The 24,328-nt window shown below is 53.7% G+C and carries 23 protein-coding genes; 7 read left to right on the top strand and 16 right to left on the bottom strand.

Going from position 1 to position 24,328, the window contains the following annotated elements; translation table 11 throughout:
- Positions 1 to 18: 18 nt before the first annotated feature.
- Complete coding sequence (locus JIN85_RS13700; RefSeq protein WP_200271681.1) at positions 19 to 1,110, bottom strand: lipid A deacylase LpxR family protein; 1,092 nt, start codon at positions 1,108 to 1,110, stop codon at positions 19 to 21.
- A 224-nt stretch (positions 1,111 to 1,334) separates the two neighbouring features.
- Between JIN85_RS13700 and acs the strand changes: the two genes are divergently transcribed.
- Together acs and JIN85_RS13710 are read left to right on the top strand one after the other, a co-directional pair.
- The gene (acs, locus tag JIN85_RS13705; RefSeq protein WP_200271683.1) at positions 1,335 to 3,293 is read left to right on the top strand and encodes an acetate--CoA ligase; all 1,959 of its coding nucleotides are present in this window, start codon (positions 1,335 to 1,337) and stop codon (positions 3,291 to 3,293) included.
- A gap of 28 nt (positions 3,294 to 3,321) precedes the next feature.
- Positions 3,322 to 4,191, top strand: a complete 870-nt coding sequence (locus JIN85_RS13710) for a hypothetical protein (RefSeq protein WP_200271685.1) — start codon at positions 3,322 to 3,324, stop codon at positions 4,189 to 4,191.
- Positions 4,192 to 4,201: 10 nt separating this feature from the next.
- On the opposite strand, the gene JIN85_RS13715 is transcribed toward JIN85_RS13710, so the two are convergent.
- Together JIN85_RS13715 and JIN85_RS13720 are read right to left on the bottom strand one after the other, a co-directional pair.
- The gene (locus tag JIN85_RS13715; protein ID WP_200271687.1) at positions 4,202 to 5,506 is read right to left on the bottom strand and encodes a hypothetical protein; all 1,305 of its coding nucleotides are present in this window, start codon (positions 5,504 to 5,506) and stop codon (positions 4,202 to 4,204) included.
- Positions 5,507 to 5,525: 19 nt separating this feature from the next.
- On the bottom strand, positions 5,526 to 6,104 hold the full coding sequence (locus JIN85_RS13720; RefSeq protein ID WP_200271689.1) for a hypothetical protein: 579 nt from the start codon (positions 6,102 to 6,104) through the stop codon (positions 5,526 to 5,528).
- Positions 6,105 to 6,156: 52 nt separating this feature from the next.
- Between JIN85_RS13720 and folP the strand changes: the two genes are divergently transcribed.
- Entirely contained in the window at positions 6,157 to 7,005 is an 849-nt protein-coding gene (gene folP / locus JIN85_RS13725; protein WP_200271691.1) for a dihydropteroate synthase, read from the top strand.
- Between the two features lie 2 nt (positions 7,006 to 7,007).
- Here folP and JIN85_RS13730 read toward each other — a convergent pair whose 3' ends face one another.
- The 10 genes from JIN85_RS13730 to accB all read right to left on the bottom strand — a co-directional run bounded on the left by JIN85_RS13730 (position 7,008) and on the right by accB (position 16,443).
- Entirely contained in the window at positions 7,008 to 8,066 is a 1,059-nt protein-coding gene (locus JIN85_RS13730) for an N-acetylmuramoyl-L-alanine amidase family protein (protein ID WP_200271693.1), read from the bottom strand.
- Between the two features lie 184 nt (positions 8,067 to 8,250).
- Positions 8,251 to 8,703, bottom strand: coding sequence for a hypothetical protein (locus JIN85_RS13735; RefSeq protein ID WP_200271695.1), 453 nt, complete (start codon positions 8,701 to 8,703; stop codon positions 8,251 to 8,253).
- A gap of 27 nt (positions 8,704 to 8,730) precedes the next feature.
- On the bottom strand, positions 8,731 to 9,570 hold the full coding sequence (locus tag JIN85_RS13740) for a phytoene/squalene synthase family protein (RefSeq protein ID WP_200271697.1): 840 nt from the start codon (positions 9,568 to 9,570) through the stop codon (positions 8,731 to 8,733).
- Between the two features lie 3 nt (positions 9,571 to 9,573).
- Positions 9,574 to 10,803: a signal peptidase I gene (lepB, locus tag JIN85_RS13745; protein WP_200271699.1), complete on the bottom strand. Its 1,230-nt coding sequence runs from the start codon at positions 10,801 to 10,803 to the stop codon at positions 9,574 to 9,576.
- A 212-nt stretch (positions 10,804 to 11,015) separates the two neighbouring features.
- The gene (locus JIN85_RS13750; RefSeq protein ID WP_200271701.1) at positions 11,016 to 11,648 is read right to left on the bottom strand and encodes a hypothetical protein; all 633 of its coding nucleotides are present in this window, start codon (positions 11,646 to 11,648) and stop codon (positions 11,016 to 11,018) included.
- 24 nt (positions 11,649 to 11,672) lie between these two features.
- The gene (locus JIN85_RS13755) at positions 11,673 to 12,692 is read right to left on the bottom strand and encodes a TIGR02597 family protein (RefSeq protein WP_200271703.1); all 1,020 of its coding nucleotides are present in this window, start codon (positions 12,690 to 12,692) and stop codon (positions 11,673 to 11,675) included.
- 246 nt (positions 12,693 to 12,938) lie between these two features.
- Entirely contained in the window at positions 12,939 to 13,880 is a 942-nt protein-coding gene (locus tag JIN85_RS13760; RefSeq protein WP_200271705.1) for a PfkB family carbohydrate kinase, read from the bottom strand.
- A gap of 11 nt (positions 13,881 to 13,891) precedes the next feature.
- Positions 13,892 to 14,524: a thiamine phosphate synthase gene (gene thiE, locus JIN85_RS13765; protein ID WP_200271707.1), complete on the bottom strand. Its 633-nt coding sequence runs from the start codon at positions 14,522 to 14,524 to the stop codon at positions 13,892 to 13,894.
- A 38-nt stretch (positions 14,525 to 14,562) separates the two neighbouring features.
- The gene (gene accC / locus JIN85_RS13770) at positions 14,563 to 15,921 is read right to left on the bottom strand and encodes an acetyl-CoA carboxylase biotin carboxylase subunit (protein WP_200271709.1); all 1,359 of its coding nucleotides are present in this window, start codon (positions 15,919 to 15,921) and stop codon (positions 14,563 to 14,565) included.
- 51 nt (positions 15,922 to 15,972) lie between these two features.
- Positions 15,973 to 16,443: an acetyl-CoA carboxylase biotin carboxyl carrier protein gene (accB, locus tag JIN85_RS13775; protein WP_200271711.1), complete on the bottom strand. Its 471-nt coding sequence runs from the start codon at positions 16,441 to 16,443 to the stop codon at positions 15,973 to 15,975.
- A 180-nt stretch (positions 16,444 to 16,623) separates the two neighbouring features.
- Between accB and trmB the strand changes: the two genes are divergently transcribed.
- On the top strand, positions 16,624 to 17,250 hold the full coding sequence (gene trmB / locus JIN85_RS13780) for a tRNA (guanosine(46)-N7)-methyltransferase TrmB (protein ID WP_234047428.1): 627 nt from the start codon (positions 16,624 to 16,626) through the stop codon (positions 17,248 to 17,250).
- Here trmB and JIN85_RS13785 read toward each other — a convergent pair.
- From JIN85_RS13785 to JIN85_RS13795, 3 genes are all read right to left on the bottom strand, one after another.
- Entirely contained in the window at positions 17,240 to 19,495 is a 2,256-nt protein-coding gene (locus JIN85_RS13785; RefSeq protein WP_200271713.1) for a ComEC/Rec2 family competence protein, read from the bottom strand. The two genes, trmB and JIN85_RS13785, sit on opposite strands and share 11 nt — an antisense overlap.
- Positions 19,496 to 19,501: 6 nt before the next feature.
- Positions 19,502 to 20,188, bottom strand: coding sequence for a tetratricopeptide repeat protein (locus tag JIN85_RS13790; RefSeq protein WP_200271715.1), 687 nt, complete (start codon positions 20,186 to 20,188; stop codon positions 19,502 to 19,504).
- A gap of 117 nt (positions 20,189 to 20,305) precedes the next feature.
- Positions 20,306 to 20,668 (bottom strand): hypothetical protein, encoded by a 363-nt coding sequence (locus JIN85_RS13795; RefSeq protein ID WP_200271717.1) that lies wholly within the window; start codon positions 20,666 to 20,668, stop codon positions 20,306 to 20,308.
- A gap of 119 nt (positions 20,669 to 20,787) precedes the next feature.
- On the opposite strand from JIN85_RS13795, the gene JIN85_RS13800 reads away from it, so the two are divergent.
- The 3 genes from JIN85_RS13800 to JIN85_RS13810 all read left to right on the top strand — a co-directional run bounded on the left by JIN85_RS13800 (position 20,788) and on the right by JIN85_RS13810 (position 24,322).
- On the top strand, positions 20,788 to 21,702 hold the full coding sequence (locus JIN85_RS13800) for a histone deacetylase family protein (RefSeq protein ID WP_200271719.1): 915 nt from the start codon (positions 20,788 to 20,790) through the stop codon (positions 21,700 to 21,702).
- Positions 21,703 to 21,766: 64 nt separating this feature from the next.
- Entirely contained in the window at positions 21,767 to 23,035 is a 1,269-nt protein-coding gene (locus JIN85_RS13805) for a hypothetical protein (RefSeq protein WP_200271721.1), read from the top strand.
- Positions 23,036 to 23,047: 12 nt separating this feature from the next.
- A complete protein-coding gene (locus JIN85_RS13810; RefSeq protein ID WP_200271722.1) occupies positions 23,048 to 24,322 on the top strand; it encodes a hypothetical protein in 1,275 nt (424 codons plus the stop codon).
- Positions 24,323 to 24,328: the final 6 nt, after the last annotated feature.

Below are 24,328 nucleotides of genomic sequence, written 5' to 3' on the forward strand. Positions count from 1 at the left end.
TGAGTGATTCAGCGGCTCTTAAAACATCACCCGAATGGCTACCGTTCCAAAGTTTGAGGCCTCATCCTGCTCACGGTATTCTTGGGTTCGGATCGTGTGAACGTAGCTGAATTCAACATTCCGATAGCGCACGCCTAGTCCGACAAACACTTCGCCCACCCAGACTTCCCGTTTGTTGCCAGTCTCAAAGGATCGAAAAACCGGCCCATCCAAGGTCGCATCGTAGCCAACCACCCGAGCAGTCGCGCCAAACAAGGTGTAGATTGACACGTTGCCAACGTAGAGCTCGGAGCCATCACTGAAATAACGATGCGAATAGGCGGTGGATGACAATCGAGGATCGGAAAAATCGGTCGGAAGATTGAAACCCGCGCGGAAAAATCCGCCGAGATAGGCCTCAGTCCGGAATGTCCCCAACCGAAGGCCCCATTCCGTCAATCCGTCCATTCGGAACCAGCCACGTTCAATATCGACGAAGTCTGCACGACGCTTTTGAACAAAACTGATATCGGCAGTGACTTCGTTCGGGACCTGATCGTCCCAGCCATTGAACTTCTCCATGTTACGAAGGTCATGGATGAAATCCTGCGTTTCCTCTGCCTTCGAGTGTGGGCCGATAGTCCCTACCGTAAACTCGACCGAGTTCAAAATCCGATCGTCTTTGACATGGAGTGAAAATCCGAGCCCGAGCCAACCTGCGTAGCGCCTTTGGCCGACAGGCTGGGTGTAAGGTTCATAGTCCTCCGGTGTGTACATCAACTGGGTGAGGGAAAACCCATAATTGTAGCGGACTTTGTCAGGATCCTGGAACCCGGTGATTCGGCGGAAAATGTTGAACGACTCATCATCGCCCGAAAACCGACGCAAGACCCCTTGGAACGCGCCCAGATCATCGGCTGTTTCGTTAGGTGAAATCCACGAAAGACGGGCACCGTTGGTGTAGTCACGGTCTTCTCCCGCAAACAAATCGTTATCCAGATAGAAAGTCAGATATCCGCCGTTTACTGAAGTCTCGCGCTGAAGCGGGATATCATCCCCATACGATACACTAACAGCTGTGGTAAGGGTCGAGAGGACCGCGATGGGGAGAAAGGGCTTTTTGAAAATCACGGCGGAAAGTTGTTATAGAGAGGGAAGCGGACGATTTTAGTCGAATATCCGGTGCTGTCTAGCAGGCGAAATCGATTTTTCCAGTTCAATCCCGGCACCGCTCCGAGAATCGCAATCAACTCACTTCCCCCGCACTGCCGACTTGCCCACGCAGCCAGCCGATTCTAGTTTTCTAAACAAGGACGCCAAACCCAGCGTTACTGAATCCTCAAAACCCAGATTCCATGAGTTCCAAGAAATCCACTTCGGCTGATCCAGCGGAAGCCACTTACAAGCCCGACAAGAAATTTGCCAAGAAAGCACGCATCTCCTCCTTATCAGAATATCAGGAACTCTATCAGGAATCGATCCGTAAACCGCAGAAATTCTGGGCCAAAGAAGCGAAGGAATTGCAGTGGAGAAAACCCTGGTCCAAGACCCTAAAGTGGGATCCGCCATTCGCTGAATGGTTCACGGGGGGCGAACTGAACGTCTGCGAAAACTGCGTGGATCGCCATGCCGAAGGCCCACGGAAAAACAAAGCCGCCATCATCTGGGAAGGTGAACCTGGCGACAAGCGGGTCATTACCTACGCCCAGTTAAAGCGCGAGGTCTCGAAATTCGCCAATGTTCTGGAAAAGAACGGCATTGAAGCTGGCGACCGCGTGCTCATCTACATGCCGATGGTCCCCGAAGCGGCCATCGCGATGCTTGCCTGCGCGAGAATTGGAGCCGTTCACAATGTCGTCTTTGGTGGCTTCGCAGCGGATGCCATCCTGGATCGGTTAGAAGATTCCGGAGCCGTTGCCGTGATCACTGCGGACGGTGGCTGGAGGCGCGGCAAAGTCATTCCACTGAAGCCAACCGTTGATGACGCACTGCAAAGATTTTCCAAAGTCCGCCGCGTCATCGTTCTGAACCGCTGCGGCAATGATATATCCATGCAGGAAGGGCGGGATGTCTGGTGGGCAGATGAAATGGAAAACGTTTCGGCCCAACACACGGCGAAAGGGTTCGATTCGGAACACCCGTTGTTCATACTTTACACCTCCGGCTCCACCGGAAAACCCAAAGGCATTCTCCATACCTCCGGCGGCTATCTCACCGGAACCTATGCGACCTGCAAATACATCTTCGATATGCGGGATGACGATGTTTATTGGTGCACGGCGGACGTCGGCTGGATCACCGGTCACTCTTATATCGTCTATGGCCCATTGGCCAACGGAGTGACCCAAGTCATGTATGAGGGCGCGCCCAATTTCCCGGATTTCGGGCGATTCTGGCAAATGATCGAAGAATACGGAGTCACCATTTTTTACACCGCTCCCACTGCCATTCGCGCCTTCATCAAGGCGGGGGATGCATTCCCGGCAAAATATGATCTTTCCTCGCTTCGCCTCCTTGGCTCGGTCGGTGAGCCGATCAACCCCGAAGCCTGGCTGTGGTATCACGAGCATATCGGCGGCGGCAAATGTCCGATCGTTGATACCTGGTGGCAGACGGAAACCGGGGCCATCATGATTTCACCTCTGCCGGGGGCCACACCGTGCAAACCGGGAACCGCCACCCTGCCCTTTTTCGGCATCGATGCTGCCGTGCTGGATGACGCCGGTAATGAGTGCAAACCGAATGAGGATGGCCGCCTGGTGATTCGCCAGCCCTGGCCATCCATGACGCGCACGCTCTACAAGGACAAAGCCCGATTCAAAAAAGTCTACTGGTCGGATTATCCCGGATTCTATACCGCCGGAGACGGTGCCCGCCGCGATAAGAAGGGCAATTTCTGGATCATCGGTCGACTGGACGATGTGCTGAATGTTTCGGGCCACCGTCTCGGAACTGCTGAAATTGAAAGCGCACTGGTGGCGCATCATGCCGTTGCTGAAGCGGCGGTGGTAGGTCGCCCTGACGATCTCAAAGGGCAAGCAGTCGCAGCCTTCGTGACGTTAAAGACTGGCTATGAAGAATCGCCGGAATTGGTGGTCGAACTGCGCAATCACGTCGCCCACGTGATCGGCGCCATCGCCAAACCAGACGATGTCTACTGCACGGCCGCGTTACCCAAAACGCGTTCGGGAAAAATCATGCGCCGCTTGCTGAAAGAGCTTGTGTCAACCGGCAAAATATCTGGTAACATCACCACGCTTGAAGATTCAGAAGTAATCACTAGCCTTCAAAAAAAGATCACTGGCGGAAGTTGAGATCCGCAGCCTTACTTTCCCGACCCAAATGACCCGAACACGATACTTTTTCGCCAAAATTGCTCAAAATTTCGGCATTCACCGGCGAAATATACGGATGACAGATGCTGCCAGCGAGATGCATCTCCTGCGCGAGGCGGAAGCTCATTTGGGAGAAATCATTTGGGATCGGGTTGAAAACATTGAGGCTCTTTCCGTTGAATATTGGAATCTTCGGAAACTCATCAAGGAACGCGAGGCGCTGGTGGAGGAACTCAAGCAACGGGAATCCCACCTTTCGCTGGCTCACGAAGAACGCTCCACCCTGCTGAGCTCCACCGCCAATCCGCAGGAAGCCTTGATCCAGCAACGCCAGGCGATCGTTTCCCAAATGGAAAAACTCACGATCCGCCGTGATGAGATCGTCCAGCAAGCGCGGGATGTCCGCCGGACTTACGATGGGCTCAACTTGAAATTGGAAGTTCTCACCCGCGACAATGGCGCGGCGGAAGAAATCCATTCCGTGAAAACCAGACTCGCCGCGTTGAAAGCCAACTTCGCCGCGTTAAAAACGGAACGGGTCCGGGTGGCCAACGAAATTGATGCCGGTGAGGCAAAAATCGACGCCCTCAACGAGGAATATCAGGAAACTTCAAAAGGCATCCGTAGCCAAGCCTCGCAAGCGTCTCAACAAATCGGAGAAACCAACCGCGGCATTTCCAGTCTGCGTTCAGAGCTTGCGTCGATCGACACCCAGATGAATCACCTCTATACCGAGATTGGTCGCTACGTCAGCCGCAACGTCGAAGCCGATCCCGCTTGCGCTCAAGCCGCCAAGCCTAAGAACGGTTTGATTCAGGTGATGAAGGCGTTGAGACACTCCATTCTTCTGAATCACCAACTTTCCGGCATGAACTGAGCAAGCCCTCTCAATTCATCAATCGCTCCGCCGATTCTTTGGTGGCGACGTTGATAAAACGGACTTGGTCCTCTGATTTCCGAATCAGAGCCAGATAGCGACGCTGACCGGTCAGCACGAGCTCGCCTGCTGTGACTGGCTGATCGTTCTCGCGTGCGGACGCCACGAGGATCAACCCCGATGCCATCAACTTATCAGCAGCATCTTGCGAATCCATCCGCACATCCCAAACGACGGCAGCCGATACCTCGCCATCGGGAAACAGCTGGTAAGCATCGCCTAACCAATGTGAAGAGATCTCGTTTGCAGCCTTCTCATCCTCCAAAGCATCGAGCCAAAGCTTCAATCCAAGCCGCCCCGCTGTTTCGGAAAGGAATGGTTCTTCCGGCAAGTCCGGCAGACTCATCACATTCGGCGTGATACCCCCAACCTGCTTGGCAAAAATCTCCGCAGTCGTCAGTGGAGGATTTCGCAGAACATTCTGGAGTTTGTCATTTCCAGCCTGATAGAGCGCTTCCGCATAGCCTCTTCCTTCGGACTCTGGAAAGCGAACCAAGCCCCGCATGAATGGCGACAGACTCTCAAAAAATGCGGCCGCTTCGGGATTTTCGTTCATTTTCATGAACCCGATCGATCTCGCCATATCGGAGAAATATCGCATCTCGGCTGCAGCGGCACTTCCTTCGTGCAGGGCCTCACGCGCGCGATCTTGGTCATCTCCCGGATAGGCTGGTGGCGGTGCAAAGTTTTGATTCAACAAAATCCGGACCAGCACCCGGAACAGCGCTGCCTGATTCGGAATGTTCTCGATATCAAATCGATCCGTCACCCAGCCATCGCCACTTTCTTCATCAAACCAAGCGATAGCTCCGAGCGAATTGATCGCGGAAAATTGCCCAAGAAGACGGTCATCCGGCCCCAACCATCCGATCAACGAATAAGCTTCCTGGCGATCATCCATCCCGGCTGGGCCATATCGGCTTTCGTACGATGCAGCGATGCGATCGCTCAATTCTTCCGTGGCGATCCGGTGCACCACCGGATTGGATTGGAACTTCAGGCTGAACTCACGTTCCGCTCTGTCCAAAAATTCCTGAGGCACCGCAAACTCACCGCCACCTTGTGCCAGTGACCGCAGCGCTTCGTTCTCCCTCGCCAGGAGATCATTTTCCTCACGGGCAATACGAAGCTGGTTCAGCAAATCCGACTGGTCACCACGCTGATTGGCAGCTTCACGATGAAGCCCCCTCAGAATGCCTCCGGCTCCGATAGCAGCACCAATTAGAATTGGCAGAACCGTTCTAGCCGAAGGCACGGACGAAGAAATACTCGAATTAATGGCCTACAGGCTTCGCCTTGGGATTTGCCAGCTTTTCCTTGGCATCTGCATCGAACGGGTTGACCTCGATTGCGGAAGAATCCGAACCATAAATTTCACGGAAGGTTTTGCCGGGAAGCAGGTTGATGGTAATCGGAGCACTTCGCTGGCCCTCTGCATTGTAGAAATAAATGACCCGTTGAACTGGGATTTCCTTGCCAGAGTTCTTGTCGATCCGGCGGGTCCGGCTATCAAACATCTGTTCTTCCACCAATTGGCCGTCCGTCTTCCGATAACCATAGCGGACTCTGAATAATTCCTGCTTCTGGCCGCCGTCGTAAATGATGCAGCTCAGTGGATTGCCAGACTCATCCATGCGATAAATGGTCACCATGGTTGGATATCCACCTTTTGCGGCGAATGTTTTCTTCACCATCGTCTTATTGTTATCCATGCGCTCAAATTGAGCCTGGGAGCCGTCACGATAATGGATGACGCGAACATTCTCCCCCTTCACCTCAAGATCCTGGCCTTGTAAAAGTGTTAGCGATGCCAGAAACAAGGCCGTCAGCTTCAGGGTTTTCAGTCGCTTCATGTGACGAAGGCTAGAAATTCAGTCGAAATGTGCAAGCCACCAATTTCACTCCATGCACTGGAAAATACGCGGAAATAAGGTCGATCTCAGTCAGATAGGCATGATCATGGGAATTCTGAACGTAACTCCGGATTCGTTTTCAGACGGCGGCAGTCATGCGGATGTCCCGACTGCACTTGCCCATGCTCATCGCATGATTGAGGACGGTGCCGACATCATCGATATCGGTGGCGAATCGACCAGGCCTGGCGCCGCCGCAATTCCAGTGGACATCGAAATTCAACGAACCTTGCCGATCATTCGCGCATTGCGGTCTGAATGGGATGGGTTGATCTCGATCGATACCCACAAGAGCGCTGTCGCAGCCGCTGCGCTGGAGGCAGGCGCAGACATCGTGAACGATATCTCCGGCTTGGAAGGCGATCCCGAGATGACTGCAGTCTGCAACGCCGCCGGATGCGGAGTGGTCGTCATGCACATGCAAGGTGATCCGCGTACGATGCAGCTAGCGCCTGCCTATGAAGATGTCACGGCAGAGGTAAAAACGTATTTCACGCGTCGACTGGAAACATTGGAGCGTGCTGGAATGGACCTTGCGTCCATTTGTCTCGATCCAGGTATCGGCTTCGGCAAAAGCGCCGCACACAATCTCGAACTCATCCGCAATTTGGATAAAATCAGCCCGGCAGCTTCGCCCGTGTTGCTCGGCGTTTCCCGCAAGTCCTTTATTGCCAGCACGCTTGGAAACACCGATCTTTCCTTGCGCGATTGGCCGACGGTGGCGCTCACCTCATACGCCCGCGAACGTGGCGTCATGATTCACCGTGTCCACCAGGTGAAACGAAATGCCCAAGCACTTCGCATGACCGAAGCGATCATGGGCCTGAGCCGAAAAAACTGAGATTAGCGTCTACCGGCAGTCGCTGTACTGACGTTACTCCGGTAGCACTCTACCGCGTAGACGACTGACTCAGCGATCAGGTTCTGGTAAGCATCACTGCTGATGAGTTTTGCTTCGTATGGATTCGACATGAATCCACCTTCAAAAAGGATTGCTGGATGGCGCACGCCTGACAAAACGCTGAAGCGAGCGCGCTTGATACCTCGGTCGAATGTGGTGACGCCTTTCTTTTGCAAGAGCCGCAGGGTGTATCCATGAACCGCAGTTGCCAACGCGATGTTGGCTGAATCGTGTTGATTGCCAGCTCTGGAAATGCTGTCCGCAGCGACAACGCCACGGCCATAGTGCGCCACTCCGGGAGGAGAGAGGGTGAAAGTCTCAATTCCTCGCGCGCTTCGGCCTCCAGAATTGAAATGCAGCGAAATGAAAAGCGCATTCTCTTGCACCGCATTGGCGATATCCACCCGCCCTTGTAGCGAAACATATCGATCGGAGTCACGTGTCATGATCACCCGAAATCTTTCGGGTCTTGATTCAAGGATCGCTTTGACCCGATAGGCCAGCTTCAGGGTGTAATTTGCCTCTGTTCCGATGGAATTGGTGGAACCCGGATCTTTGCCACCGTGGCCGGGATCGAGAATGATCGTTCGGAAATTCCCAGCATCGGAGATGAATTGCGGCCTCAGAACCGGATCGATGAGCTTCGTTAAATCGAGGCGGGAAACGTAAGTTTTCGAGCCTTGCTCCACGACAGGATTCGAGAGGATGAACTTCACATTGTTCATCAGGCATTCTTGCGCACCGACCTGCAGCTTCATTTCGATGCTCTTGCTATCGAGGACCAATCGATCTCCGGACTGCTTGAAACTGGTGAACTTGTAAAAATTCTTCACCCCTTCAACCGCCACGTATTCCTTGCCGTTGATCTTCGTAACATCCCAGCCTGCCTCATTTTCAGCATGCGCAGCCGTTGGGAAACCAGTTCCGATGGTGATCAAACCTGTTGTCAGAAATGACAAACACAGACGTAATAGGGATTTCGGGTGGGGAAAAACGGCCATGAGATTTGGGTTCTGTGGCTTATCGAGATCCCAGAAATACCTTTTTCACCGATAGTTGACAACCGGTTTTCCCTTACTTGAAACAAATGCCCGGGTTTTATGAAAATCCGCAAGCACGAGCTGTGCGGAAATTCAATCAACCAGATCACATGCCGGGCAGCTTAATTAGCTTAATTCCAGCACCTTAAGGCACACGAAAGATTTTATGATCTGATGTAGTTGGATCTTTCACATACTGCCCTGATGCGAAGCCAGATACGTCAACTTCATTGTAGGGCGGGTACGGACTCAAAACGATATTCGGCTTCACCGTCTTTTCTGCAACCGGGTATCTAGAGGAATCGGGTCGACTCGTGGGCACATCAGAGCGATAGGAATCGTTCGATCCATAAGCTCCACCCTGGCCATAAACATCGCCAGCGCGTCGTTGCTGATTTTCCTGATACGCTGCAACGCCTGTTCCGACTGCGGCGCCAATTGCAGCACCTCTCACGACGTCGGCACTGCTGTCACCCGCAATCGCGCCAAGCGCGCCACCACCCAATGCTCCAAGACCAGCTCCTTGCTGTTGATAAGGGGAACAAGAAGCCAGGAGAAGGAGCAAGCCGGCAGCCGCTGGATAGATGATTCGTTGCATGTATTTTTGACGGGTGTGTTTGCTAGGTTATTCGATCATGTGGTTTCTAGCAACTAGTTGCTTCGAAAGTAGGGCAAGTTTTCTGGCTTTCGATAACTCGTAGCGCTTGTCAAAAACCCGGAATCCATCGTCCCGCATCTTTTTCAGCAGGGTTCGATAGATATCCCCCATCACTCTTGCAGCGATCAATTCCTGAAAGTCCTCCATGGGGAGCAGCCGATCAGCTTGATCAAAATAATCTTCAGCGCGTGCTGCCTCGAACTCCATCAATTCGATAAAACGTGCATCGCCCAGCTTCGATTGGAGATCTTCCACCCCATAGTCAAATTGCTTCAGATCTTGTAGTGGCAGATAAATTCTGCCGCCATTATTCAGATCCTCATGGATATCGCGCAGAATATTCGTAAGTTGCAAGGCCTTCGCTAGGGTCAGCGCGTAGGCTTCGCTTTCAGGATTTTTGCAGCCAAAAAGCCGGATCGATACAAGGCCCACAGCTCCGGCCACGTGCCAGATGTAATCTTCAAGCGCCTCCCAATTATCAAATCTCTGGATTTCCAGATCCATTTTGCAGCCTCTGGCAATCGCACCGAGCAAGTTTCCCGGGATTTGATGACGAAGTTTCAATTCCTCGACTTCCCGCTGGAAATCATCAGGTGAGGTAAATTGATTTTCGACTCCATCGATCCAGGAGGCCAATGCCGCCGCTCGTTCCGCAAGTGGCCGATCCGGCTCGTCGGCGAGATCGTCCATGGTCCGGCAATACGCGTAAAAAACCACCATGTCGTCGCGCCGCTCCTTGGGAAGGAGCTTCAGCGCCAATGCGAGATTGGATTTCGCTTTGCGGGTGATTTCAGACGCGGACCGCACAAGTTAATGGATAAAGCCCCAGTGACCGGTCGAAAATGGCCAAAGTGAGAACAAAGCAGGGCCAACCAGGTTGAACTCTTTCACCGTTCCCCAATAGCGGGAATCCAGAGAGTTCCCGGTGTTGTCACCAAACGCAGCATACTCGCGTAGGCCTGGAGGTGCATCCGCACTCAGAACCAGTTGATCCGTAGGCTTGGTCAGATACTGATACTTACCCACTTCAGGTGATGCCAAAACGTAGCCGTGATGATCCTTTGAAAAGGGCGGACCTCCTTTAGCAACTCGCTGGAATCCCGGCTCCTGAGCCACTTTCCCGTTCACGAGCAAATTCGGTGTTTGGATCGACAAGCTATCCCCCGGGACGCCTCCAAGTCGTTTGATGTAGTGAGTTCCACCAGCCTGCTCATGAGCTCCACCCGGTTCAGCGCTCGCCTTCTCCCGATCATATTCCTCGATTCCTCGAATACCCAACGTATCGAACACGAACACTTCACCCCGGTGTGGGCGGCGGAATTGATAGGACATTTTATCGACCAGGACCAAATCGCCTGAATCCAAATAGCCTTCGCAAAGCACCGTTCCCGCAGGAATCATACCGCCGTTGGTGTAGGCCTTGTTGAATGCATCACGCAGTCCAATCTCAAGCATTTGGGAAGCCGGGCCAGGCAACTCAATGCTCGAACCATCACGACAAATGATGCGTGAGCGGGTGAAGAAATGAAGCTTTTGGTAGTCCATCACCGGAAAATGCCCACCTGGAAAACTAATGAGGCAGTCACGATCGCTCACCACTTTGACGTAGTTGCGCCCCTTGGTTGCCATCTGGAGCATCCGAGTCGGGAAGCTGGGCCATTTTTCTTTCGACTCTTTGGTGCCGACAATGCCGTTCAAAGTTGGCTGCATCGAGCCGGTTGGAATCCGGAATGGCTGCAAATAATACGCTCGAAGCCCAAGTGCGATGACGATCGCAACGAACATCACTTCGACATTCTCCTCAAACCAGCCTTGTGGCTTTTCACGTGGAAGCGAATTCTCGCAGATCGCTTTCAATTGCTTTGAGGCTTCGTTGCTCTTTTCGCGATCCCCCTCCTTCACGGCTTTCAGCAGATCCGCCCGCCGGGATTCAATTTCCTCCACCCTATCCGGCTTGAGAAGATCCCGCTTATAATTGACGAACTTGCGAGCGCCTTTGGCCAAAAGCTTCGCATCCTTCTTCCACTTTGCCGTGAACATGGCTGGAGCATCCTATTCGTTGCCCAAAACTGCAAGCGCCAAGCAAACCGTAATACAATCTGGAAGAACCAACTCAGACCTTCCTAAGAACCTTCAAACTCGATCCAGAGGAAGAGATCGATTTTGAAACCAAGCCCAAACCATCAAAACAAAAGAGGCGGGCCGAAGCCCGCCTCTAAAAAATATTCAGGAATCAAAATCCCGTCACCGCATTAGCGGCGGCGGCGAAGAAGCCCAAGAGCACCAAGAGCACCAAGAAGTGCTACGGAAGGTTCTGGGACAACTCCGAATGTAAGACCAGTTGCTGATCTGACAGGGTCGGTTCCTACAAAAGGATCATCATAGTCAGAGGCAGATCCATCAGCAGGAAGAATAAATGACGCATCAGTCAGAATGCCTGCCTGAACTCCATCTGAATCAAACCAAACTATCGAGAAACTATCTCCCTGAGAAATACCGAGTTCTCCAAGAACCAAGTCCGTAATTCCCGTAATTCCGCCATCACCACCGGTGGTAACAAAATCACCTTCAGAATAAAGGGAGGTGTCGGTGGTTAAATCACTTGAAAGAACCAAAACGTTGGTTGTAGCAGTGCCACCAGTAGTTAACACAACTTCAGTGCCGGCAGTTAAATCAACAGAGTCGTATGTGGTGGATAAACCAGATCCGTCCGTATCAATGATAATACCCCAGTAGAGACCATTAGATACCGTACCGCTTGCATCTGCAAAATTTGATGTCACACCACCAGCAAATGCATTGTTAAAATTAAGTGTTACAGTAGCAAAAGCAGGACTAGCAAAACCAAATGCGGCAACCAAGCTCAGTATAATTTTCTTTTTCATAATTTAATTAATAACAAGAATCAATTAAAGTTCACTAACATAAGAAGGCGTAGCAGTCCAGTCGATATCACCAACAGGAGCAGTCGATACGCGTCGATAAACATAGCCTACGCCAGCTTTAATCGTGTAAGCGTCCGTTTGAATACCAGAGACTCCAAGAAGACCGATCCAATCAGTTCCATTCCAAACCAAAATCTCACTGGCAGCTTTGTTCACACCCGTCGATGCATTATTGAATGCAAGCAAACGGTCACCAGCTGTGAAGCCCAATCCAAGGGATCCAATGGTCTGGTCAACAGGACTAAAGAAACTAATGCGATTATCCTGATTGCCCGTACCAAGCTTAGAGATGAGCGCTCCACTCGCATAAGTAGGAACCTCTCCGCTAACAATCAGACTTTCGATAGCGGTAGCACCACTCCGAAGGATGAATGATTCGCCTGGATAGAGAATTGTATTCGAGGCTGTACCTGAGCCACCAACGAGCTGAACCCAGCTACTACCGCTCCAAACGTATTGCAAGTTAGAAGCGAGGTTCTCACCTGCTGTTGTTCCACTGAATGCAAGAACGCGAGTTCCAGCAGGAAGATCGGAGGAAAAGAACGAAGATAACGTCCACGCTTTGGAAACCGAGACCATATCTCCAGCAACAACAGCGGAAAGATCACCACCACCAACAACTGACACAGTCAGTGAATCTGTGGAAGTAGCAGTCACAAGGGCCATCAAACCTTCGCCATCTCCCGACGTTACAACGCAAATGTAAGGGGTGCTAGAATCGGATGAAAACTCATCGGCCTCAAATGAAGCACTTGAAAAGGAAATCACAGACCCGGAGACCGAAGTTACCGCTCCTGAAAACTCTGTAGACCTCTGAAGAGGAATAGAGATAGCAACATCAGTATTAGCAGGAACTGCAGCGCTACCATCGGTAACACCAAGGCTAACATACCCAACAGGAGTGGTTTTCGCGGTAACCTGCGCGGAGGCAGCGCCGCATGCGGCTAGTGCGGCTAAAATTGAATAAGAAATGAATGGTTTCATGACGGCTTGGAGTTTGGCTGGGGACTGATTTTGTTCGAGAATAATCGTGTTTGGGTTTGTGGCATGTTCGTCACATGCATGGTATTTTTTGAGGCTGATTCAGCTTTCACCGCTAATAAAGCAGGCCAGCGGCCAATCCCGCAAGAAAATTTGTCGAAATTTTTTCGCTAATTTTGGTTTTTTTTGGCCAGTCAATATCACTCCTAACTCGTTCGCTACCAATGATTGGATTGCAGCGTTTGAAAATCATGGCCAATGAGTGATCGATTTCAGGAAGGTCAGACGATCTGCTATTTCCTGCTGGGTGAGCGTTTGAAGCCGACGGGTGGAAAATGCTTCGCAGGTGAACGATGCCACCACAGTTCCCTGCACCACTGCCTGACGAATATCATCGAAAAGGAACTCGGATTTGGTGGTTGCGGCGAGGTAGCCGGCCAGGGCTCCGAGGAAGGAATCGCCAGCGCCGGTCGGGTCAGCAACTTCGGTCAGAGGAATCGCCGCACAGCGGAAAAGTTGTGGTTCCGCATCGCTGCCCGATGAAAACAGAATCGCTCCAAACTCTCCGAGCTTGATGACTACGTGCTGCGGCCCTTTTTCAAGCAATCGTTTGCCTGCAACGATGAGATTGCTGGTCCCCACGAAATCCCGTGCTTCGCTCTCATTGATGACCAGGAGATCGATCCGCTTGAGCACCTTGTGGAGCGACTCATTGGCGATCGAGATCCACAAGTCCATGGTATCGGCCACGACGAATCGCTTTTCCGCCGTGCATTGATTGAGCAGCTCCAATTGGTTATCGGGCGCCATATTGGCCAAAACAATGATCGGAATGCCTGCAGCCGTGCTCGGAACACTCACTTTCCAGTCTTCCAGCACGTTGACCGCCACCTGCTTGGTCGTCCGGTCGTTCATGTTTTCATGATATTCGCCCGACCAGAAAAAGGAATCACCCTCGGATTTCTCCAGGCCATCCAGATTGATTCCGCGACTTTCGAGCAGATCGATGTGCTCTTGTGGGAAATCCTTGCCGATAATCCCCACCAGATGAACGGAAGGAGAATAGTATGACGCTGCGATAGCCGCATAGGATGCTGACCCGCCGAGAAGGTTAACGGCCTCTGCTGTTGGAGTCTTGACGTTATCGATCGCGACCGAGCCGCCGATTAGGATGGGGGTAGGATTGGCCATAAAAATGGAGTTCAGGAATGATTTAGCGAGTCTTTGAAAAATCGGGCAGCTTCAGAAATGTTCTCAGCTTGGAGCAAATCCGAAACCACGACGATCCGACGCGCTCCAGAATTGATGACCAAGGGCAGCGTCGTCCGGTTGATCCCGCCGATGCAAAACGCCGGCAGCGCTGAACCGACTTCAGCTTCCATGATGGGGATATTTTCCAGTCCGATGGCCGGGCGTCCGGGTTTGGTCGGCGTTGGGAAAAGCGGACCAAAACCAATGTAGTCAGCCCCTTCCGCCAAAGCGGCTCTCGCCTGATTCAGGGAATGCGTTGAACGGCCGACGATTTTTCCGGGGCCGACGATTTTTCTCACTGCCGCAATTTCGCCATCGTCCTGGCCGATATGGACACCATCGGCATCCAATCCAGCGGCCATTTCGGGGAAATCATTCAGAATGAAAGGCACTTGGGCTTCGCGACAAAGCGGGATGAGCCGCGAAGCGACATCGCGAATGAGATCAAGCTCCTTCCCCTTCGCTCTCAGCTGCAACAAATCCGCCCCGCCCTTGAGCAATTCCCGAGTGACCTCTTCCGCATCGGTCGCCGAAACGTAGCCGAGATCAAGGATCGCGTAGAGCTTCGGGTCGGAAGGAAGCATCAGCTTGGAGAAATGGGGATCGTGTCAGCTCAGCAGGTTCACTTCGACTTCAGCCGCTCTTCCAAATAGCGAGCAACCCAGCCGATATCGTAATTTCCTGATGCAAAATCCGGATGCGCGATGATTTCCTGCTGGAAAGGAATCGTGGTCTTGATGCCGTTGATCATGAACTCCGACAATGCCCGGCTCATCCGAGCGATCGCGATTTCCCGGGTGGCACCGGTGACGATGAGCTTGGCGATCATCGAATCATAGTAAGGAGGAACCGAGTAGCCCGAGTAAACGTGGGTATCGACCCGGACTCCCTTGCCGCCGGGCGCATACCAGAGGGTGATGGTGCCTGGGCTTGGGGCGAAATTGTTGTAGGGATCCTCCGCGTTGATGCGGCATTCGATGGCGTGGCCGCGTGGAATCACTTCCAACACGTGGCGGGAAAGCGGCTCACCCGCAGCGACCCGGATTTGCTCTTTGATCAATTCACAGCCCATCACTTCTTCCGTCACCGGGTGCTCGACCTGGATCCGGGTGTTCATTTCCATGAAATAGAAGTTCTCTGCGGCTTCATCGACCAAATATTCGATCGTTCCAGCATTCTGGTAACCAATCGCTTTGATCAGATTCACCGATGCCTCACCCATGCGTTCGCGCAATTCGGGAGTCAGCAGCGGTGAAGGACATTCCTCGATGATTTTCTGGTTGCGGCGCTGCATGGAACAGTCCCGCTCGCCAAGGTGAATGAAATTGCCATGGGAATCGGCAATCACCTGAAATTCAATATGGTGCGGATTCAGCACCAGCTTTTCCAGGTAGCATTCACCGTTGCCGAAGGCAGCTAGAGCTTCGTTCGAAGCGGCTCGGAACAGGGAGATGAATTCCTCTTCCTTAAAGCAAGGGCGCATTCCGCGTCCGCCGCCACCTGCGGTGGCTTTGATCATGACTGGCAGGCCGATTTTCTTGGCTTCTGCCAAAGCCGTTTCCGCATCAGCCATGATGCCGGAGCCAGGAGTTACGGGCACTCCATTGGCGACCGCCGTTGCGCGGGCAGTCGCTTTGTCGCCCATCATCGAAATCACTTCCGCAGATGGCCCAATGAACGTGATGCCGGAAGTGCGGCAAATTTCCGCGAAGCGGGCATTTTCCGAAAGGAAACCGTAGCCGGGGTGAATCGCGTCAGCACCGGTGATTTCCGCAGCGGCGATGATGCGATCCGGCTTCAGATAGGATTCCTTGCTGGGGCCGGGTCCGATACAGACGGCTTCGTCTGCAAGCTGGACGTGCATGGAATCCACATCCGCCTCCGAATAGACGGCGACAGATTCCACACCCAATTCGCGACAGGCGCGGATGATTCGGAGGGCGATTTCGCCACGGTTAGCTACCAGAACGCGTTTGAACATGGGTCAGTTGGACGAATTTCTGTCTTTCAGATTGCGAGGGCGGATCTTGAATTACTTGATCCGGAAAAGCACATCGCCGAATTGAACCGGTGTCGCGTCTTCGGCAACCACGGCGCAGATCGTGCCGGATTTCTCGGCTTTGATTTCGTTCATGACCTTCATCGCCTCGATGATGCAAAGCGTTTGGCCTTCGGAAACCGTGCTGCCGACGTCGACGAAATTCGGCGCGTCAGGAGCGGACTTGCGGTAAAAAGTTCCAACCATCGGCGAGGTGATTTCCGAACCTTCAGCAGCAGGAGCGGCGGCCGGGGCACCAGAAGCTGCAGGAGCGGCCACGGCGACAGGGGCTGCGGCAGGTGCGGCAGCCGGAGCGGTTGGCAAGCTGGCGAGCAACGCGCGAAGATCTTCGAAGTCAGGACCTTTCTTTAATTTTAAATGAAAGTCCTTCTTGGTGAGATCGAAATGAGTGAGGCCATGCTCGTTCATGAGCTCGACGATTCGGCGGATTTCCTGGAGGTCCACGGTAAGAAGGGGATTCGGAGTTGGTAAGAAAGGGAGACCGCCCGGGCGGCGCGCCTCAGTCCTTCAAGGTAGAAGGCCGAAGGAAACAGCGTCAAGCGTCAACCCGAGTCGAAATCTTTCCAAACTAAAATCGCATTGCTCCGGAGCGCCCCGCGACTTTGAATCCGCGCCGCCAACGTCATGCAACCGTTCAATGTCCTTCCCCGCCCCGCCATGCCCGGGGAACTCGTTCCGGCTGATTATTTTGCGCCCTTCAACGTCGAAGAAATCCGCAGCAATGGCCGACCTTTGGAAGTCGATCTCGGCTGTGGCGATGGCGCATTTCTCCTGGCGATGGCTCGAGAATACCCGGATCGGGATTTTATCGGAGTCGAGCGCCTGCTTGGCCGGGTCCGCAAGCTATGCAAAAAAATCACCCGCAGCGGATTGAGCAACGCCCGCATCCTGCGACTGGAAAGCCGCTACACTGTGGAGTGGTTGTTGCCCAAAAACTGCGTCTCCCGCCTGCATCTGCTCTGCCCGGACCCGTGGCCGAAGTACCGCCATCACCGCCGACGCCTGATGCAGAACGATTTTTTTGAAGCCGTCCGGCAGGCCCTTGAGCCCGGTGGTGAGTTTCTGTTCATGACCGACCACGAGGAATATTTCCACTGGGCCTGCGAACGGATGGATGCTTACGGGAAATTCGAACGGCTCGAATGGCAGGAAGACACGTTCTTCTATCCAAAGACCGATTTCCAAATGCAGTGGGAAGCGGAAGGCAAATCGATGTGGCGCCTGCGCTGCCGCAAACCGATCAATGCGTGAGCCGCACGGAGGATTGATCGACAAAGCCATCGACCCACAATTCGCCATCGCTGCCAATCCGCACGGTGACGCCACCCGTTTTTCCCTGATCGATCACTTGGATGCCGCGCGAGCTCCAGTAGTCGATTTCTCCCGGCTTGAGCCTCTCCTCCGCCGGATAGCTGGCATTCGAGGCGATGATTGCCTTTGGGTTGACCCGATCCAGAAAGCGATCGCCTAAATGTGAGTCGGTTGGATGTCTGCCGACGATGACAAGATCTGCGCTGAGGTCTTTGCCGCTCTTGAGAAGCTGCTGCTCGATCACATCCCCGGCATCGCTCATGAACAGGATTTTCCAGTTTCTCCAATGAAGCCGGTAAACTGCAACGCGGTTATCCGCCATGATGTTCTGAGCACGAGATGGCGGCGTATTGAGACACTCCAGCCATGCTCCATCCGGAAAATTCAGGCCTGCGGTTTCCTGGACGAAGCGCTTCTTGAGGTCACGATCCGTGTCTGACAACCAAGACCGATAGGCTGGGCTGCGTGCCAGCTCCACCGGCAGCAACACTTGTTTGATCGGGAATGCCTCCCGCACCATCGGCTGCGTCGCGATGTGACTGCCATCGGGATGACTCAAAACGACGGAATCCGGAGAAATTCCCAATCGCCGCAACGACGGTGCGATCCGGTATTGAAATGAATTCCGATCGCCACAATCCATCAACACCGCGCCCTCTCCCCAACCGCCGGAGAAACACCCCGCACCGGCTCCATACTTCAAATCGTAGATCAACAACTGCGCCGAACCCTTTGCAGGGATCTGAAAATGCGAAGCTGGCAATCTGCCAAACCAAGCCGCCGTAGCCACGCAAACATTCGCCAGTGAGGCCGTGCCTTGAGTGGTCCAAGCCGCTGCCCGGCTCGAAAACGGATGCAGCGCCGCCGATAACAACGCCAGGGCCATCATCGGATAAACGATCAGAATCAGCGGCAAATTCGCGATGATCGAAACCGGAGTCAGCAACCGGAAATGCCAAATCGTCAGCGGCGTCGACCCGATCCACGCCGCTGTCGACACCGCGAGCGATTGCGCCGTGCGTCGACGAATCCACAGTCCCCCAGCTCGCCATTTGCCCATCAGTTCAGACGGCAAATAATTCTCCTCCGCTCCCATCCAGGAAAATGCCCGCATCGCCCACGCGGTCCCGATCGCGATCACCGCGACCACGCCGTAGGACAATTGAGCACCCGCTTGGAAGATGAGATTCCCATTCCAAAGCAACATTCCCAGCAACACCGCACCCAGCACATTCAGAAGATCGGGTCTGCGTTTCCAAACGAATGCCATGAGAAATACCGACGCCATCCAGGCCGCGCGAACCGCTGGCGAACCATTCCCGGTGATCCACGCGTAGCCGAACACCAATGGGATAAGCGCCAAAACCGCCGTGCGCCGGGGAACTCTAACAACTCGCAGCAACAGCCACGCAATCCCGGCAACCATCGCCACATGCATGCCACTCACCGAGAACAAGTGAAGTGTCCCTGAACTCCGGAAGGCATCTAACAGCTCATCCGAATCGCGCGGATGATCGCCCATCACCACCGCACGGATGACTCTCGCCTCCTGCGACTGCTCGTCCAAACCTGCGGTGATTCCCTGACGAAAACCGACCCGAATCCGTTGAGCCAATTTTGCCCAAGCTCCGGTTTGCACCACGATTTGCCGCCACCTTGAGGCCTCAAAAACCGCAGAAATCCCCTCACGCCGCAACCACGCAGCTTCGTCGAATTCTCCCGGATTCCTTGGTTCTGGTAGGGGCAAGAAATCGCCACCCGCCTGCACCATCGCTCCTGTGACAGGGATTTCCCCACTGCCAGACCAATCCACCTTCGCCCCTGCAAATGGACCTTCAGTGACCTCGACCGGGGCTGACCAATAGCGGCCCGTGCCAGAAGCCGAGTCCAGCACCCTGCCTTTCAGCTCTGCATGGCCACGTTGCAGCATGGCCTCTCCCAGTTGATCGCGATGCGCATTCCGCTGTTGAAAAATGCCGACCGCCACCGCGCAAATCAGCGCCAGGGTAAACCCGCGCCGCCAATTTCCATCGAGAAACCCGAACAGCGAAAGGCACGCCGCCATGGCAAAACCGAGCCGACCATCGATGTCCGCCAAGACGATGCATGCGACAACGCAGATCCCCGCAACGAACAACGGGTGCCGCCCGCAAAATGCCGAAACCACCCTCGCTGCTTGCTTCATCGCCGTTCAGGACATGCCCCACTCTTGCAACTTGTGACGGGCATTCCCGGCATGTCTGGAATCGGGAAACTTCTCGATCACCTTTTTCAACGCAAGCGCCGCGCGGCCACGATCTCCGAGTGACTCTTCGAAAATCTCCGCGATGCGAAATTGGAAAAATGCTTCATCATCCTGCGACCACTTCTGATGCAGCAACGCGGAGTGAAGGGTGGCGATGGCCTCCATCGGCTCATGAAGTTCTTCCCGCTGCAGCTTGGCCATTTCCATCCAAGGAACCCGATCATCCGGCCTCTGCTCGGCAATCGCCCGAAATACTTCGATCGCCCCCTCAAAATCACCCTGCCCGATCAAGACGCGGGCATCGTGCATCGGATCCGGCTCCGCAGGTGCTCCGCTGCCGAAAATCCCTTGCGAAATCCGGTCCGCAATGGTCGGCAATACGTAAACGGAAAACAGGATGCCGATGAGTCCGGCGGAAACCAGGGTAAGAATGATGCCGTTGAGGATTCGTTGTCCCTCTAGGGTTTCGCGCTCATCCTTCAACGCTGGCACCACATAATCCGGGTCGCCCGCGTTCACAGCGGCGGATATTTTCTGATCCATCTGTGCCAGCTCAACTCCAGAGCGCGCGAACATCATCCAGAACGCGGCGATTGCAGCGAGCAAGATTCCAACACCGAGCCAACCTTTCATCCGCATCACAGCTTGAACCGTCGTCCATTTCCCACATCCTTTAAAGCAGAAAATCAGGAATCCATCGCCTGCCGAAAGCGCATTTCAGCAGGCTATTAGCAGGCCAAATCCGACGCTTTACACGCGTTTCGCGTTGCGACCTTCGTCGATCAATTTCCAAAAATGCTTCGATCCCGCCAACGCCTCATCTTCTGAAAGCGGCATTTTTGAGCGGAACAGAAAATCGGAGAACGTTCCTTTGTGCAGCACCCGGTGGACGACCACATTTCCATCGCGGACTTGAAAATAAAACCGGAAATCCTTCGCCCGGAAACGATACAGAATTTTCCCGTCGCGTTCGATCTTGCCAAACCGGCCGTCGGCCAAGGTTTCGACATCCTTCTCGGAAACTTTGAATTCATCCAACAGATCAAGCTGCTCCAATGTCCCCAAAGAGGAAATTTCCGCAGCGCTGATCTCATTAAAAACTATCTGGAGCACAAGGCGGAGAGTTCAGAATCGGCGACCAGGAATCAAGAAACATCAGTTTCGCGGGAACTCTTTTGTGGATTTCTCCGTCTTCCTTGATTGTTTTCTCCAAATTCACGATTCTTTCCCTCATGCGCTGCTTTTATTCTCAGGACCTTGAGCTCGAACTTCCTGCCGGGCACCCGTTCCCGATGGATAAATTCCGCGTTTCAAAAGACATGCTGCTGCAAAACGGCATCCTGCGGCCGGAGGAAATCATCGATGTCCGCATGGCCAACAATCACCTGATCCAGCGCGTTCACGAACTCGACTACATCCGCAAGATCGAATCCGGCACGCTCGATCGCAAAGAGCAAATCCTGCTCGGCCTCCCTGCCTCGCCGCGCCTGTTTGCGCGCAGCGCCACCGAGGTGGAAGCGACCCGTCTCGCCTGCCACTCCGCCCTGGAAGAAGGCGTTGGCATCTGCCTCGCTGGCGGGACGCATCACGCCTTCCGCGAGCATGGCGAGGGCTACTGCGTTTTTAACGACATCGCGATCGCCATCCGCGATCTGCAGGACAAGCAGCCGAACATCAAGATCATGGTGGTCGATACCGATGCCCACCAAGGCAATGGCACCGCCGCCCTGCTCGGCAATGATCCACGGGTTTTCACTTACTCGATCCACGTCGGAAAAAACTACCCGACCCGGAAATCCACCAGCTCGCTCGATGTCGAAACGGTTCGCTACGTCGAAGGTGAAATGTATCTGCAGCAGCTGTTCACCTCGCTGGCAAACGCCCTCGATCATTTCGCACCGGATCTGGTAATCTGGATTTCCGGAGCGGACAATCATCGCAACGATCGCTTCGGCCAAATGCATCTTTCGCTAAAGGACATTCAGCGGCGCGATGAAGTGCTGCTTTCCGCGTTCATCAAAAACCGCATTCCGGTCGCGGTGCTCTATGGCGGCGGATACAATCGCCAGCCGGAATTTACGGCCAAGTTGCATCGCAACACCATCGCCACCGCCAAGCGACTCGCTGCTCAGTATCGCGGGCTTTAAAAAGACGGGGGCGCTCCCTTTACCCTTGGAGCTACAACTGCGTTTCGATAGAAATTCGAAACTGATGAAGCCCGTTCTTTTTGCTCCACCCGCATTGGCGTTGATTGTCTCTTCTTTTTGGATTGGCGGGCTTCAAAGCAAATTGGCATCCGCTCAAAAGGAGATTGCAGATCTTCATCGATCGAACAGGCCGTCGGCATCGATCTCAGGAAACGACTCATCCCGTTCCAACCGTCCGACCGCTGCATCGGATTGGCAATCCATCGCAGCTCGAAATTCCATCTTGGATTATGGATTTTCCGGCACGCGCGAGCGCACTCGCCTGATTCGACAGATCAACCAAATGTCGGCCGACGAGTTGTTTGCTGGCTACGATGAGTGCCAGACATTGGACGAAAACTCGACCGAGCGGAAGTTTCTCGAAAACACAATCCTGATGGCGCTCACGGAGAAAGCTCCCGAACGCATGCTGGAGCGATTTTTTAGCGAAGACCTTGAGCGTCCTTCTAATAAACTCAATTTCCTTGCCGAAGCGCTGTCGAACTTGGCAGATCGCGACCTAACAACTGCAGGCAACTGGTTGGACCAACAAATCGCTGCGGGTGCGTTTGATCGTCCGACGCTTGATGGCACGAACTCGAACCGTTCATTGTTAGAAAGCGCGCTTCTCTCCAAAATCATCCGCACCGATCCGCAAGCAGCTGCTGCACGTTTGGAAAACATTCCGGAACAACAGCGAACGGCAACTTTTTGGTCCATGTCTTCGGATATCCCCGATGCGGCAAAACTCAACTTTGTCGAACTGGCCCGGCAATTTCTTCCAGCCTTGGAATCGGTCTCTGCCGATCCTGGTCAACGCTTGAAGAACAGCTCAACGGATGTTGTCACCCGCATGATGCCCGGCTCACCTTCCGCCGGTGGGTATGACGAGGCTTCAGCCTACCTCGACCAAATTTCGGCATCGCCGATCGAACGCGAAGCCGCAGTGCAAGCCATGGGCCAGGCGCGATTGGTTGCGCTTGCGACGAAGCAATCCATCTCCGCCACTGAGCTCGATGCATTTCGTTGTTGGGCAGCAACGCAATCGCCAGAGTCGGTCGATCGCGATACGGGCCGAACGCTCGCATCTCTCGCAGTCTCGACAATGAAATACGAGGACGCTGGAAAACTCGCGCTGCACTATCAGAACACCACTGGCAGCGATGAAATCCTGGTGAATTTCCTCAGCCAATCCGCTTCCTCGAACCATCCGGAACAAGCAAGCGCTCTCGCTGAGAAAATCTCCGATCCGCAAAAACGTAACGAAGTCCTGCGCCTCATCAACCGCCATTGAACCCAGCCGCGCATGAAAATCACCCTGCCTCTCTCGTTGTTGATCTTGATCATCGCTTGCTGCATCGGCTGGCCATTGCAACAGAAACTCACTGCAGCTCAGCAAACCCGGGATCGACTTAAATCAACCGCCGTCAATCAATCAACCGCACCCGGTTTTCGATCTTCACGATCTCCTCGCGAGCGCGCTAATTTACAGGCGATCGCCGACGATGCGATCCAACGCCATCAAAACCGAAGGACGTCCCGATACTTTGGCATTTTGGTGGACGATGCAGACCTCGAATTCATGGATCAACTGGCCCGCCTCAACACCGCTGAGTTGTTAGAATTGATCGATCACCTGCAAAGCATTTCCGATCCAGGATTCGACATTTCAGAACTCGTCATGTTGGCCGTCCAGGCACTCAAAGAACGCGATCCGCTGGCGACCCTAACTTTGTTGATCGAAAAGTCGGAAGTGCTGAACGGGAACCCCATGCGCACCGCCCTGCTCGGTTCGGCTCTTGGTGCGATCTGCGATTCTGATCCCGATGCCGCGCTGGCTTGGTTTGACCAACATGAAAGCGACTTACTACCGGCAACTGCCGATGGTGTGAAGAGCCTGATCATGCGCTCAGTTTCGCTAAAAAATCCGGCACTTGCGTTCGAGCTGTTAGATCGATTCAACATCAATCCGTCGGGAGACCCCGTGCGGGAAATTCTTTTTCAAAAGCGCACGCCGGAGCAGCAACTCGCGGCCCTTGATGCGTTTCGAAATTACACCCAGTCGATCGCAGACGAGGACTTGCGCAGCAACACCTTCAACAGCGGTTTCACCAACTTAAGCGTCATCATTTCAGGCGATGGATTCGATGCAGCATCTGCTTGGGTAGGGCAGGCAGATCTCAACCCGGAGGAAAGAGAACTCTTCGCCCAATCCGCCGCATGGGTTCCCAAATCAACGGAAGAAGCAAGCCAATGGATGAATTGGATTGAACAAAATTTCGATCCTGAAACCACCGATCGCATCGTTGCCAGCCGTATTCAAAAGTGGGCCTCATTTGAAGCTGAGGCTGCAGGAAAGTGGATCACCAACACCGATGAAGGCCCGGTAAAAACGGCAGCGATCCAATCCTTCCTCAACACCACCACAGGGACCAACCTTACCTACGCAACCGAATGGGCGCTCAATCTAACAACACCTGATAGCCGTAACCTCGCATTGGAGACCATTCACAACCAGCTTCAGGAAATGGATCCCGCTGCAGCTGCAACATTCGCTGAAGAACATGGCCTCCAACCTTAGCGGTCA

The organism is Luteolibacter pohnpeiensis (assembly GCF_016595435.1).
GTDB lineage: Bacteria > Verrucomicrobiota > Verrucomicrobiia > Verrucomicrobiales > Akkermansiaceae > Luteolibacter > Luteolibacter pohnpeiensis.